A 12,968-nucleotide genomic window follows, 5' to 3' on the forward strand; every position below is an offset into this window, starting at 1 on the left:
CGGCTTCTCCAAGGACGAGCGCGACTTCCGCATCGCCCACGAGATGCTCGACGAGCTCGGCATCGACCGCATCCTGCTGCTCACCAACAACCCGAGCAAGGTCGCCGCGCTGCAGAAAGCCGGCATCCACGTCGTCGGCCGGCGCGCGATCTACGGCGAGGTCACCGCGCAGAACCAGCGCTACCTCAGGACCAAGGCCAGCCGTCACGGCCACTGGCTCAACGATCTGCTGAACGAGCAGGGCGAGCCGGGCGACGACGAGCCCGCATGCCTGCCCGCCGCGGACGCCGCGCACCGCGCCTGAGGCGCGGCCTCCAGGCCGGCCATGCGGCCCGCTCAGCGCTGCTCCGGCGCCGGTGCGCGCGTCACCAGCGCTTCGAGGTCGAAGTCGTGTGCCTCTTCGACGATGCGCGCGAGACGGCTCGCGAAGTGTTCCACCAGGCGCGCCCCGAGCGCGGCGTCCGCCAGGCGAGGATCGCCGCAGGCCCCCGAAGGATGAAGGTCCTGCGCCATCCAGGCGAAGCCGGCCTCGCCCTCGGGGCCGAGCAGTCGCCCCGCCGCCGCCATGCGCGCCCCCAGCGACTCGAATCGATCGACCGCATCGCGCCTCACCTTGTGCGGCGCCAGATGCATCATCAGCGCGGTCTCCAGCGCGCCACCATGCAGGCCGTGGCGCAGTTCGTCCGCCGGCAGCGCGGCGGGTGGCGGCGGGAAGCGGAAGGAATGCGCGCGCACCACCAGCATGCGCTGCGCGGCGCGCAGCTCGAGCGCGGCCAGGTCCACCAGCGCCTTGTTGCCGCCATGGGTGTTGAACAGCACAAGGCGGCGCAAGCCGGCGCGCGCGACGCAGGCACCGATCTCCACCACGCTCGCCAGCGCGGTCTTCGCGTCGAGCGCGAGCGTACCGGCAAAGCCCGTGTGTTCCAGGCTGCACCCCACCGCGACCGGCGGCAGCACGCACAGCGGCAGGCCCGCGCGCAGCTTCGGCACGGCCGCCTCGAGCAGGCCGAGGGCGATGTCGAGGTCGGTCGACAGCGGCAGGTGCTCTCCGTGCTGCTCGATCGCGGCGAGCGGCAGCAACGCGACCGCATCGGCGCGGGCGAGCCCGGCAATGCGGCTCGGGGTCAGGTCCTGCCACCAGGGCAGCGCGGGCTTGGCGTTCATTTCGGTCGGTCTCCCGGGGGGCATCGGCTGTCCCGGATCATAGCCGCACTCGGCCACGGCCCGACGTCGCCGTGTCCCGCGCCCTGGTGCCGACCCGCGCGCCCGCGCTTTGCCGCACGCGGCGGAGGGGTCGCATGAGCGCACGGGCGCGTGATCTTGTGCTCGGCACGCTCCTGCCGCTGCTCGCGCTCGACGCCTTGCTGGTGTTCGACAACGCCTGGCCGACGCTGTGGCCGCGGCCGACGCCGGCCGTCTCGATCGAGCTCGCCTTCGCCGTCGCCGCACTGGTGCTCTTCGCCGCCTGGCGGAAACACGCAGCGCACGGCCTCGTGCGCGTGCTCGCGGGGCTGGCCACGCTGTGGATCGTGCTGCGCTACGTGCAGGTGACCGTCCCCGCGCTGTTCGGCCGCCCGCTCACCCTCTACTGGGACCTGCCCCACCTCGGCGCCGTGCTCGACATGGGCGGCGACGGTCCGGGCGCGAAGGTCCTGCTCGCGCTCGCGCTCGGTATCCTCGTCGTGCTGGTACTGCATCGCGTGGTGTCGGCCTGCGTGCGTGCCCTCGCACGCAGCGCGGCGGCACCGGGCGCGCGTGCGCTGCTCGGCGGTGTCGCGGGCGCGGCAATCCTGCTGTGGGCGCTGGCGCCGTGGCCCGGCCCGCTCGCCGCGTCGGCCTTCGCGCGGCCGGTCGCCGCGCTGGTCTCCGATCAGATCCGCTTCCTGCACTCGGCGCTCGCCGCCGACGGCGGCGAGCGGCTCGGCCCCGGCCCCGACTTCCGCGGCGACCTCGCGGCGCTGCGGGGCGCAGACGTGCTGATCGTGTTCGCCGAGGCCTACGGCGCGGTCAGCTTCGATCGACCGCCGATCACCGCGGCGCTCGCCGACGCACGCACCGAGCTGGGTGCCGCGATCGCGGCCAGCGGCCGCCAGGCCGTCTCCGCCCGCGTGGTCTCGCCGACCTTCGGCGGCGCCTCCTGGCTGGCGCACGCCGCCGTGCTCGCGGGGGTCGATACCCGCGACCCGGCCGACCACGCACTCTTGCTGACCACCGATCGCCCCACCCTGGTCCGCCACTTCGCCACCCACGGCTACCGTACCGTGGGCTGGATGCCAGGGCTGCAGCGCCCCTGGCCGGAGGGCCGCTTCTACGGCTTCGACCGCATCGCCGATGCCGACAGCGCGGGCTACGCCGGCCTGCCCTTCGGCTTCTGGCGCATCCCCGACCAGGCCTCGATGGCGCGCATCCACGTGGACGAGCTGGGCGGCAGCTTCGGCGAGGCCGTCGGTACGCAGCAGGCCCGCTCCAGCCCGGGCTCCTCCCCGGCTTCTGCGGGCGACACCTCCGCCAGCGCGCCCACTTCCCGTCCGGGCGCACGCGCGGAGACCGCTGCCGCGCGTCGCGCGCCACGGCTGGTCGTTTTCGCCACCGTCTCCACGCACGCCCCCTTCGCAGCGATCCCACCCTTGCGCGAGGACTGGTCGCGGCTGCTGCGCGCGGACGCCTTCAGCCAGGAGGAGGTCGAAGCCGCGGCGGCCGTGCGGGTGTCCTGGACCGAGCCGCTCCCCGCTTATCTGGCCTCGATGCGTTACCAGCTCGGCTGGCTCGCCGACTACCTCGCCCATCACGCCGCGCGGGAGCTGGTCCTGATCGTGATCGGCGACCACCAGCCGATCGGCACGGTGAGCGGGCCGGACCAGCCGCACGACGTGCCGGTGCATGTGATCGCCTCCGACCCCGCGCTGCTCACCCGCTTCGCGGCCGCCGGCTTCGTCGCCGGCCTGACGCCGCCACAGCAACCCCTCGGCCCGATGCATGAGCTTGCCCAGGTGCTGGTGGATGCCTTCTCGGGCCCGCGGTGAGTGCGCAGCCCGCATGACCGCCCCTCCAGACCGCGCAATCGCGACTTGCGTCGCTGCTACGAAAACCGGCACGCGCGCTTTGTTGCCGGCGCCCGGGCAGGGCTGTGGGAGCGACGCAAGTCGCGATTGGCGGAGCGACTACTCCGCCCTTTCCGGCGGCACGATGCGGTACAGCAGGGTGTCGCACTTGGCGCACGACACGATGCGACGCTCGTCCTTGCCGTGGCTGAGGCCCTCGTCCTTGAATTCGGTCGATTCGCAGGCCGAGCAGCGCGGTTCGGTCTGGTTGTTGGCGTACAAGTAGGCGTTGAGCTCGGGGAGCGCGCGCTTGCGCTGCTCGATGCGGTGGAACTTCCTCAGGATGAGCCACATCGTGAAGAAGACCGCCATGATGAAAAGGATCGGCAGGGGAAAATCGGACATCGGTGCGGGGTTCCCGGACGGGTGAATCGGAGAAGCGATGCAGGCCTTGCGGCGAGTCGGGCCTGAAGATACGGGCGGCGGCGCGCCCCGTCCCTGTCCCGCATCAAATCGGGCGGACGATCATCCGTGCGCGCCCGTGACGGGTGGTCCGACCGCAGCGGCCCCGGAAGAATTCCCCAGGTTCGCAGAATTCAATCCCGCCCCCCCACGGATCCGCTTCCCACGGTCCCGGCAGCCAGCGCCGCCGGCGCGCCCTCGCCCGCCTCTTCGTCCTCCTCGTCCAGCTGCACCGACTCGATGCGGCGGAAGTGCGCGCTGATCTTGCGGCTCGAGGTGTGCACGTCCTGCACGTCGCGACTGGCCTGCTCGATGTGGCGGGCGAGCGCGGCCATGCGCTCGTCGAAGCGCTGGAAGTCCTTCGCGAGCTTGCCGAGGGCGTCCTGAATGACGTGGATCTGCTTGCGCGTCTCGACGTCCTTCATCACCGCGCGCGCGGTGTTGAGCACCGCCATCAGCGTGGTCGGGGACACGATCCACACGCGTTTCTGCTGCGCGTAGGCCACGATCTCCGGGTGGTAGGCGTGCAGCTCGGCGAACACCGCCTCGGCGGGCAGGAACATCACCGCGCCATCGGCCGTGCTGCCGGGCAGGATGTACTTGGCGGAGATCGCGTCCACGTGGCGCTTCACGTCGGCGCGGAAGGCCTGCTGCGCGGCGCGGCGGTCGAGCTCGGCGAGCGTGTCGTCGAACATGCGGTGGTAGTTCTCGAGCGGGAACTTGGCATCGACCGCGACGTTGCCGGTGGGCGCCGGCAGGGTGAGCAGGCAGTCCACCCGGGTGCCGTTGGGCAGCACCTGCTGGAAGGCGAAGGCCTCGGGCGGCAGCATGTTGCGCACGAGGTTCTCGAGCTGGACCTCGCCGAAGGCGCCGCGTGCGCGCTTGTCGCCGAGCAGCTCCTGCAGGCTGACCACGTTGGTGGTGAGGCCGTCGATCTTCTTCTGCGCCTCGTCGATCGTCGCCAGCCGCGCCATCACGCTGGCGAAGGTCTCGTTGGTCTTGCGGAAGCCCTCGTCGAGGCGCTGGTTGACCTGACCCGAGAGGGTGTCGAGACGGCCGTCCACGCTCTGCGTGAGCGCCTGCATGCCGCGCGACAGCTGCAGCGAGGCGGCGGTGAGGCCGCGCTGCAGCAGCTCGCGGTCGGCGCGCGCGTGCTCGCCGATGCGGTCGGTCTGGCGCGCGAGCCCGTCGTGCAGGTCGAGCAGCAGCTCGCGGTGGCGCGCGGCCAGGCGCTGCTCCATGAAGTCGGTGAGGTCGTCGCCGAGGCCTTCGCGCAGGCGGCGCTCGGCGCCGCCGCCGCGCAGCAGCCCCCAGGCCTGCAGCACCAGCACCGCCACCAGCAGGCCGGCGAGCAGCCACTCGACCGGCGTCAGTTGCAAGGACGTCATGCGTTCAGCCCAGTGCACGCAGGCTGGCGAGCGGCGGCCGGCTCAGCAGCGCACGCGTGCCCAGCCAGCCGCCGGCGACCACGCCGGCCGCGCCCAGCACCACGCCCACCAGCACCGGCGCCAGCGCCGGCACGTAGGGCATGCGGAAGACCTGCTCGGCCAGCACCCAGCCGATCGCGCTCGCGCCCACGCCCGCGAGCACGCCGGCGACCCCGCCCAGCACCAGGAACTCGGCGAACAAGGCCTGGCGCACCTGGCGGTTGCGCGCGCCCAGGGTACGCAGCATGGCGAGCTCGTAGTCGCGCTCGTCGTGAGTGGACTGCAGCGCGGCATACAGCACGACCAGCCCGGCGAGCACCGCGAAGCCGAACACGAACTGCACGATCACGATCAGCTTGTCGGTCATCGACTGTACCTGCGCGATCACCGCCGCGGTGTCGATCACGGTGAGGTTGGGGAACTCGCCGACCAGCTTCGTGGTGAAGTCGTGGCGCGCGGGCGGCAGGTGGAAACTGGTGATCAGGGTCGCGGGGAAATCCTCCAGCACGCCCGGCGAGGCGATGAAGAAGAAGTTCACCCGCATCGAGTCCCAGTCGAGCTTGCGCACGCTGGTGATCGGCGCCTCGACGCGGCGGCCGCCGATCTCGAACGCCACACGGTCGCCCACCGCCAGCCCGAAGGTCTTCGCCAGCCCGGCCTCGACGGAAAACTGCGCGGAAAACTGCGCGGAAAACTGCGGCTGCGCCGCCGCCCCGTGCCAGCGCCCCGCCTCGACGACGTTGCCCGGCGGCAGCTCGGCGCCGTACGACAGATTGAACTCGCGCTCGGCCAGGCGCCGCGTGCGCTCGTCCTCGTACGCCGAGGGGTCGACCGGCTTGCCCTCGATCGCCACCATGCGGCCGCGAATCATCGGCTGGATGGGCGGCACCGGCAGGCCCTCGGCGGCGAACAGCGCGGCGATGCCGGCGCGCTGGTCGGGCTGGATGTTGATCACGAAGCGGTTGGGCGCATCGGGCGGCGCCATGCGCCGCCAGTTGTCGAGCAGGTCGGCGCGCACCAGGGTGAGCAGCAGCAGCGCGGTCATGCCCAGTCCGAGCGCGGCGGCCTGGATCACGCTGCTGCCCATGCGGCGGCCGAGGGCGGCGATGCCGTAGCGCCAGCCACCACCGCGCAGGCTGCCCTGTCCCTTGAGGCGGCCGGCGAGCCTGAGCACACCCCAGGCGGCAAGCGCGAACACGCCGAGCGCCACCGCGAAGCCGGCCGCCACCATGGCGCCGAGGCGCGCGTCGGCGGCGATCCAGAAGATCAGCCCGAGCAGCGCCGCCAGCCCGAGCGCCCAGGCGGCACCCGAGACCGGCTCGGCGAACTCGAACTCGCGGCGCAGCACGCGCAGGGTGCTGACCTTGCCCAGGCGCAGCAGTTGCGGCAGCACGAAGCCGGCGAGCAGCGCCATGCCCACCACCATGCCATGCGCGAGCGGCAGCGGCGAGGGCGCGGGCAAGTCGGTGGCGAGCAGCTCGCGCAGCCCGCCCGCCAGCCCCCACTGCACCGCCCAGCCCAGCGCGGTACCGGCGAGTGCGGCGGCCAGCCCGAAGAGCAGGAACTCGCCCACCACAATGCCCAGCACCTGCGCCTGACGCGCACCAAGCACGCGCATCACCGCGCAACCGTCGAGGTGGCGTGCCATGAAGCGGCGCGCGGACAGGCCCACCGCCACCGCGGCGAGGATCACCGCGAGCAGCGCCGCCAGGCGCAGGAAGCGCTGCGCCTGGTCGAGCGCGGCACGCACCTCGGGGCGGGCGTTGTCCACGGTCTCGACGCGCTGGCCGCGGCCGAGGTTCGCGCGCGCCCACTTCTCGTAAGCCTCCACCGCCTGCGGCGCGCCGGCCACGTGCAAGCGCCAGGTGGCGCGGCTGCCCTCGGCGATCAGGCCGGTGGCCTCCAGATCCTTGAGGTTGAAGATCGCGCGCGGCAGCAGGCTGAAGAAGTTGGCGCCGCGGTCGGCCTCGAAGCTGACCATGGCGCCGACGCGGAACTCGAGCTCGCCGAGGCCCACCTTGTCGCCGGTGTTCACGCCCAGCTCGGCGAACAGGCGCTCGTCCAGCCACACCTCGCCCGCTTCGGGCGCGCGACCTGCGGGGGCGTCGGCCTGGTTGGGACCGGGCGCCAGACGGATGGTGCCGCGCAGCGGGTAGCCGTCCTCCACCACCTTGACGCCGCCGAGCGCCGCGCCCTCGGCGGTACTCGCCATGCTGGTGAACAGCACCGTCCTGGCGGTCTGCAGGCCGCGGCTGTGCGCCTCGTCGATGAAGGCGTCGGGCCACGGCTTGTCGGCGCGCAGCAGCAGGTCGCCACCGAGGAGCTGGTTGGCCTCGCGATCGAGCGCGCGCCCGACACGGTCGGCGAGGAAGCCCACGCTGGTCAGGCTCGCCACCGCGATCATGATCGCCAGCCCGAGCAGGTGCAGCTCGCCCGCGCGCAAGTCGCGCAGCATCATGCGCAGGGCGAGTCGAAGCGTGCGCATCATCGGGCGGCGCTCACTTCACGCCGCCGAGCAGGCGCTGCACCAGCGCGCACCAGTAGGCCACGCCGGCCGGCAGCACCTCGTCGTTGAAGTCGTAGTTGGGGTTGTGCAGCATGCAGCCGCCCTCGCCCGGGCCGTTGCCGACCCACACGTAGGCGCCCGGCTTCTCCTGCAGGAAATAAGCGAAATCCTCCGCACCCATGCTCGGGCGGCGGTCGGTGAATACCCGCTCCGGTCCCGCCACCGCGCGCGCCGCCTCGGCGCACAGCGTGGCCTCGGCGACAGTGTTGACGGTCGGGGGATAGCCGCGGCGGAACTCGAAATCCACCTGCACACCATGGCTCTGCGCGATCCCCTCGGCCACCTGGCGCAGGCCGCGCTCGAGGCGGTCGCGCACCTCGGCGGAGAAGGTGCGCACCGTGCCGCACAGCTCGGCGCGGTCGGGGATCACGTTGTAGGCCTCGCCGGCATGGAACTGGGTCACCGACACCACGCCGGCGTCGATCGGATCGAGCACGCGGCTCACCAGGGTCTGCGCCGCCTGCACGAAGGCCGCGCCCGCCACCACCGGGTCCACGCCGAGGTGCGGCATCGCCGCATGCGCGCCGACGCCGGTGAAGCGGATGTCGAAGCGGTCGGCGCTCGCCATCACCGGGCCGGCGTGGACGGCGAAGCTCCCCGCCTCCATGCCCGGCCAGTTGTGCATGCCGAACACCGCCTCCATGGGAAAGCGCTCGAAGAGTCCGTCGGCGATCATCGCCGGCGCGCCACCCTCGCCTTCCTCGGCGGGCTGGAAGATCAGGTACACCGTGCCGTCGAAGTCGCGCCGTGCGGCCAGCGCCTCGGCCGCGCCGAGCAGCATGGTGGTGTGACCGTCGTGACCGCAGGCGTGCATGCAGCCCTGGATGGTGGACTTGTGCGCGAACTCGTTGCGCTCGGTGATCGGCAACGCATCCATGTCGGCGCGCAGCCCGATCGCACGCAGCCCGCGGCGGCCGCGCACCACACCGACCACGCCGGTGCCGCCGATGCCGCGATGGGTCTCGATACCGAGCGCCTCCAGATGGCGCGCCACCAGCTCGGCGGTGCGGCGCTCCTCGAAGGCGAGCTCGGGGTGGGCGTGGATGTCGCGGCGGATCGCGGTCAGCTTGCTCTGCAGGGGGCGGACGCTTTCGATGAGGCTCATGGCTGCACCGTGTTGTCGTGGTTTGTCGCGGGTGTCCGAGTGTAGTACAGGCGGACGCGGGTGGATCCTTCGGCGTCCTCAATCCGGTTGCGGCGGGGGCAAGGGAGACGGCTGGCGCGACGCGGGATCACGATGGTCGGCATGCATTCCAGGCGTCGTGGCGTCTCGACCGCAGGGATCGCATGGATCGCGACTTGCGTCGCTCCTACGCGCGGGCCGCACCGTAGGAGCGACGCAAGTCGCGATCGGGCAGCGCAGAATGTGTTTCCCGTCATGGAGCACGTCGACGTCGCCGGGGTCTGAAACAAAACGCGGCGTGAAGTTCCCGCCCCCTCGGACACGGCGATTCCGGCCGATCGCACAAAGTTCTCTAGGGAAGATGTCGAATCCGCCGCGATAATCGCGCATGACCGAATCGACGCCCCCCTCCTCCCCCATCCTCGCGAGTCCCCCGGACGCCCCGCCCGGGTCACCCCCGCCCGCAACCCCCGGCCTGCCTTTCGACGGCCTGCCGCTCTCGCCCGCCATGCTGGACACCCTGCGCCAGCTCGACTACCGGGCCATGACCCCGATCCAGGCGGCCAGCCTGCCGCTTGCCCTCGCCGGGCACGACCTCATCGCCCAGGCCAAGACCGGCAGCGGCAAGACCGCGGCCTTCGCCCTGCCCCTGCTGGCCCGGCTCGACGTGCGCAAGCTCGCCGTCCAGGCCATGGTGCTGTGCCCGACCCGCGAACTGGCCGACCAGGTCACCCAGGAGATCCGCCGCCTGGCGCGCTTCGAGGCCAACATCAAGGTGCTGGCGCTGTGCGGCGGCACGCCGATGCGCCCGCAGCGCGACAGCCTCGAGCACGGCGCCCACGTCGTGGTCGGCACGCCCGGGCGCATCATGGACCACCTCGAACGCGGCAGCCTGGCGCTCGAGGCCCTGAACACGCTGGTGCTGGACGAAGCCGACCGCATGCTGGACATGGGTTTCCACGACGACATCGCCTTCGTGGCCAGCCGCTGCCCCTCCGAGCGCCAGACCCTGCTGTTCTCCGCCACCTACCCCGAGGGCATCGCCCGCCTGGCCGCGCGTTTCCTGCGCAAGCCGCAGGAGGTGAAGCTGCTCGAGCAACACGCGCACGGCAAGATCCGCCAGCGTTTCTACGAGGTCGCCCACCCGGCGCGGCTGGAGGCGGTCGCGACGCTGCTGCGCCACTTCCGCCCGGTCAGCACGCTGGCCTTCTGCAACACCCGCCAGCAGTGCCGCGACCTCGTCGAGCTGCTGCGCGCGCGGGGCTTCGCGGCGCTCGCCCTCAACGGCGAGATGGAGCAGCGCGAGCGTGACCAGGTGCTGATCCAGTTCGCCAACCGCAGCTGCTCGGTGCTCGTCGCCACCGACGTCGCCGCGCGCGGGCTGGACATCGCACGTCTCGAGGCGGTGATCAACGTCGACGTCACCCCCGACCCGGAGATCCACATCCACCGCATCGGCCGCACCGGCCGCGGCGACGAAGAGGGCTGGGCGCTGAACCTGTGCAGCAGCGCGGACAAGCGCCGCGTCGCGAGCATCGCGCAGAGGATGGGCTTCGAGCCCGAGTGGCACGCCCTCGACGAACTGGTGGAAGACGCGAACGAGCCCCTGCAGGCGCCGATGACGACGCTGCTGATCCTGGGCGGACGCAAGGACAAGATCCGCCCTGCGGACGTGCTCGGCGCGCTGACCGGCGAGGCCGGCTTCACCCGCGAGCAGGTCGGCAAGATCACCGTCACCGACCAGACCACCTACGTCGCGGTCGAGCGCGCGATCGCGCGCGAGGCGGTGCGCCGGCTGTCGGCGGGCACGCTCAAGGGCAAGAAGGTGAAGGTGCGCGCGCTGGAAGTGTGATGCGGGGGTGAGGCTCGCGGTGGGTGCTTGGCGCTTTGAGCCGCGGGCGCCCCGCGCCGGTCTCAACTTCGACGCGACGCCAGTCCGGCGATCTGCTCGCGCAAGCTCTCGCATTCGGCCTCGAAGCCGGCGCGCGCTTCGGCAAAGTGCGTTTCCCAGCGCTCGACCTGAGCGGCCCGGCGGTACGCGGGATCCAGTTGCAGGGTCTGCACGGCAAGGATCAGGTCGGCGACCCGGGTCTGCAGTTCGGCAACCCGACGCCGGACGGCGCTGCTCGCGGGCGCCGCGCTCCCCTGCACAGGGCTCGCGTCGTCGCGCTTGCGCGCCCACCCCGCCAGCTCGGCGGTGATGGCGCGCAGCCCCGCGAGGTCGCGCGCCTGGTAGGCAGCCTGCACGCGCAGGAAGACGTCGTGCGCCTCGGCGCGCTCGGCCTCCTCCGCACGGTCCGGATGGCAGCGCATGGCCGCCGCGCGATACAGCCGGCGCAGTTCGTCCTGCTCGTCGTCATCGAGTTCGGGCCGCGGCGCGGGCGTGTGCGCGGTGCTGCGGCGGTAGGCGTCGAAGTCCGCTTCGGCCTGGCGCGCCTGCTCCCGATCGGCCGCCGCACCCGAGCGCTCGGCCTTCAGGTCGAGGTATTCCCGGCGCAGGCGCAGGCATTCACCCACCACGTCGCCGAGGGCAAGGAACTGCTGCTGCTCGTAGCTGCGCACCTGCTGCTCCATGTCGGCGAGACGGCCGGTGAAGTCGAGCATCTGGGCCTGCAGACGGGCACAGCGCGCGAGCAATCGTTCGGCGTCCGGATCGGGCGCGGCGACGATGGCGGCAGGCTCGACATGCTCGTCGGGCGCGGATTCGGCGCCGAGTGGATCGCGACGCTCAGGCATCGACGGGGACTCCGCGTGTGCGGGCCCAGGCTCGGATATCGACGCGGGTGCAACTTCCGGCGCATCTGCCGGCACTGGCGGCACGGCCGTGGAGGCGACGCGCGTCCCCGGCAGACGCGCGCGGGCGGCGGTCTTGCCGGCGCAGAAGCGCAGGATGGCCGCACGGATGCTTGCCAGGAACAGGCGGAAACCCAATTTCAGCCTCGATTTGGAGTGGACATGGAATCGACATTCGACATATTGCACTGCACCATAAACGCCTGACAACAGGAACGCTCCACGGAGCAGGACAATCCATCCCTGTTGCAGCGCGTCCGGCTCGTGTCCGCCAGCATCCTGACCGCCCCTCGAAGGCGCGGATTCACGTCCCCGCCCAGCTGCGGCCGTGCGCGTTCGAGATACGCGTCCGAGGCGGGCGTCGATGGCGCCGCCGCGGCTGCGCGGCGGCTTATGCTTTGCGCACCAATTGCGGCGCACACGGTCCCAAGCCGTGCGGGAACAGAACGCCCGCCCTTGCCGCGCCCGAGTTCAACCGGAACCCGTCCACCTTGAAGCTCTACTACGCCGACCATTTCGTCCTCCCGCTGCCCGCGGGCCACCGCTTTCCGATGGAAAAATACTCGCGGCTGCGCGCGCGCCTGCGCGACAGCGGCCTGTTCGCCGACGACGACTTGCGCGTCCCTGCCGCCGCCAGCGACGCCGAGATCCTGCGCGCCCACGACGCCGGCTACCTGCAGCGCGTCGCCGGCGGCACGCTGGACGCGGCCGAGGTACGCCGCATCGGCTTTCCATGGAGCGCGGCGATGGTCGAGCGCTCGCGCCGCTCGGCGGGCGCCACGCTGGCCGCCTGCCGCAGCGCGCTCGATCGCGAGGGCGGCGCAGCCTGTGCCGCCAACCTCGCCGGCGGCACGCACCACGCACATCGCGACTTCGGCTCGGGCTTCTGCGTGTTCAACGACGCCGCCATCGCCGCGCTGGCGATGCGGGCCGAGGGCCGCGCCGGCCGCATCGCCATCGTCGATTGCGACGTGCACCAGGGCGACGGCACCGCGACCATCCTCGCCGACACGCCCGAGGTCTTCACCTGCAGCCTGCACGGTGCGAAGAACTTCCCCTTCCGCAAGCAGGCGAGCGACCTCGACGTCGAACTGCCCGACGACACCGGCGACGAGGCCTACCTCGCCGCGCTCGATGCGGCGCTCGACACCGTCTTCACCCGCGGCCGCCCCGAGCTGGTGATCTACCTCGCCGGCGCCGACCCCTACGCCGGCGACCGCCTCGGCCGGCTCGCGCTCAGCATCGACGGCCTGCGCCGGCGCGACGAACGCGTGCTCGGCCGGTGCCGCGCCGCCGACGTGCCGGTCGCCGTGGCCATGGCCGGTGGCTACGCGCAGCCGATCGACGACACGGTGACGATCCACTTCAACACCCTCTGCACGGCGGCGCGGGTGGCCAATGCGCGCTGACGGCCGGGTTCAAATCCGCGGCGCGCACTGCGATGGTGCCGGAACGCGAGTACGTGCCCCGGATCGGCCCGCGTTGCACCGGGCATCGCGTCCGTCCCGACGCGGTGCGGCCTGCAGCGCCGAAGCACCGATCACGACGCATTGCGT

Annotated in this window: 9 protein-coding genes and 1 pseudogene; 4 read left to right on the plus strand and 6 right to left on the minus strand. The window is 72.0% G+C overall.

The annotated features are described in order from the left end of the window. A pseudogene (locus tag PO78_RS17415) lies at positions 1–304 on the plus strand (GTP cyclohydrolase); the annotation flags it as partial. A gap of 32 nt (positions 305–336) precedes the next feature. Here the strand turns inward: PO78_RS17415 and PO78_RS17420 are convergent. After that, the gene (locus PO78_RS17420) at positions 337–1,164 is read right to left on the minus strand and encodes a creatininase family protein (protein ID WP_043743504.1); all 828 of its coding nucleotides are present in this window, start codon (positions 1,162–1,164) and stop codon (positions 337–339) included. Positions 1,165–1,298: 134 nt separating this feature from the next. Here PO78_RS17420 and PO78_RS17425 point away from each other — a divergent pair, with 134 nt between their 5' ends. Next, the gene (locus tag PO78_RS17425; protein WP_043743509.1) at positions 1,299–3,023 is read left to right on the plus strand and encodes a hypothetical protein; all 1,725 of its coding nucleotides are present in this window, start codon (positions 1,299–1,301) and stop codon (positions 3,021–3,023) included. A gap of 138 nt (positions 3,024–3,161) precedes the next feature. On the opposite strand, the gene PO78_RS17430 is transcribed toward PO78_RS17425, so the two are convergent. The 4 genes from PO78_RS17430 to PO78_RS17445 all read right to left on the minus strand — a co-directional run bounded on the left by PO78_RS17430 (position 3,162) and on the right by PO78_RS17445 (position 8,601). Further along, the gene (locus PO78_RS17430) at positions 3,162–3,446 is read right to left on the minus strand and encodes a hypothetical protein (RefSeq protein ID WP_004321819.1); all 285 of its coding nucleotides are present in this window, start codon (positions 3,444–3,446) and stop codon (positions 3,162–3,164) included. A 191-nt stretch (positions 3,447–3,637) separates the two neighbouring features. Continuing rightward, positions 3,638–4,891, minus strand: a complete 1,254-nt coding sequence (locus PO78_RS17435; protein ID WP_012585504.1) for a DNA recombination protein RmuC — start codon at positions 4,889–4,891, stop codon at positions 3,638–3,640. Between the two features lie 4 nt (positions 4,892–4,895). Next, the gene (locus PO78_RS17440; protein ID WP_043743513.1) at positions 4,896–7,418 is read right to left on the minus strand and encodes an ABC transporter permease; all 2,523 of its coding nucleotides are present in this window, start codon (positions 7,416–7,418) and stop codon (positions 4,896–4,898) included. A 10-nt stretch (positions 7,419–7,428) separates the two neighbouring features. Then, positions 7,429–8,601: a M20 aminoacylase family protein gene (locus PO78_RS17445; protein ID WP_004321811.1), complete on the minus strand. Its 1,173-nt coding sequence runs from the start codon at positions 8,599–8,601 to the stop codon at positions 7,429–7,431. A gap of 406 nt (positions 8,602–9,007) precedes the next feature. Between PO78_RS17445 and dbpA the strand changes: the two genes are divergently transcribed. Further along, on the plus strand, positions 9,008–10,471 hold the full coding sequence (gene dbpA / locus PO78_RS17450) for an ATP-dependent RNA helicase DbpA (protein WP_040829436.1): 1,464 nt from the start codon (positions 9,008–9,010) through the stop codon (positions 10,469–10,471). A 62-nt stretch (positions 10,472–10,533) separates the two neighbouring features. On the opposite strand, the gene PO78_RS17455 is transcribed toward dbpA, so the two are convergent. Continuing rightward, on the minus strand, positions 10,534–11,355 hold the full coding sequence (locus tag PO78_RS17455; RefSeq protein ID WP_004321807.1) for a DnaJ domain-containing protein: 822 nt from the start codon (positions 11,353–11,355) through the stop codon (positions 10,534–10,536). A 548-nt stretch (positions 11,356–11,903) separates the two neighbouring features. Between PO78_RS17455 and PO78_RS17460 the strand changes: the two genes are divergently transcribed. Then, positions 11,904–12,821, plus strand: a complete 918-nt coding sequence (locus PO78_RS17460; protein ID WP_012585508.1) for a histone deacetylase family protein — start codon at positions 11,904–11,906, stop codon at positions 12,819–12,821. Positions 12,822–12,968: the final 147 nt, after the last annotated feature.

Origin of the sequence: Thauera sp. SWB20 (assembly GCF_000831325.1) — a bacterium.
Classification (GTDB): domain Bacteria; phylum Pseudomonadota; class Gammaproteobacteria; order Burkholderiales; family Rhodocyclaceae; genus Thauera; species Thauera aminoaromatica.

Bases quoted from the DNA above. Each gene is read 5' to 3' on its own strand.
- PO78_RS17420 (WP_043743504.1), bottom strand. From the start codon at position 1,164: ATGAACGCCAAGCCCGCGCTGCCCTGGTGGCAGGACCTGACCCCGAGC.
- PO78_RS17425 (WP_043743509.1), top strand. From the start codon at position 1,299: ATGAGCGCACGGGCGCGTGATCTTGTGCTCGGCACGCTCCTGCCGCTG.
- PO78_RS17430 (WP_004321819.1), bottom strand. From the start codon at position 3,446: ATGTCCGATTTTCCCCTGCCGATCCTTTTCATCATGGCGGTCTTCTTC.
- PO78_RS17435 (WP_012585504.1), bottom strand. From the start codon at position 4,891: ATGACGTCCTTGCAACTGACGCCGGTCGAGTGGCTGCTCGCCGGCCTG.
- PO78_RS17440 (WP_043743513.1), bottom strand. From the start codon at position 7,418: ATGATGCGCACGCTTCGACTCGCCCTGCGCATGATGCTGCGCGACTTG.
- PO78_RS17445 (WP_004321811.1), bottom strand. From the start codon at position 8,601: ATGAGCCTCATCGAAAGCGTCCGCCCCCTGCAGAGCAAGCTGACCGCG.
- dbpA (WP_040829436.1), top strand. From the start codon at position 9,008: ATGACCGAATCGACGCCCCCCTCCTCCCCCATCCTCGCGAGTCCCCCG.
- PO78_RS17455 (WP_004321807.1), bottom strand. From the start codon at position 11,355: ATGCCTGAGCGTCGCGATCCACTCGGCGCCGAATCCGCGCCCGACGAG.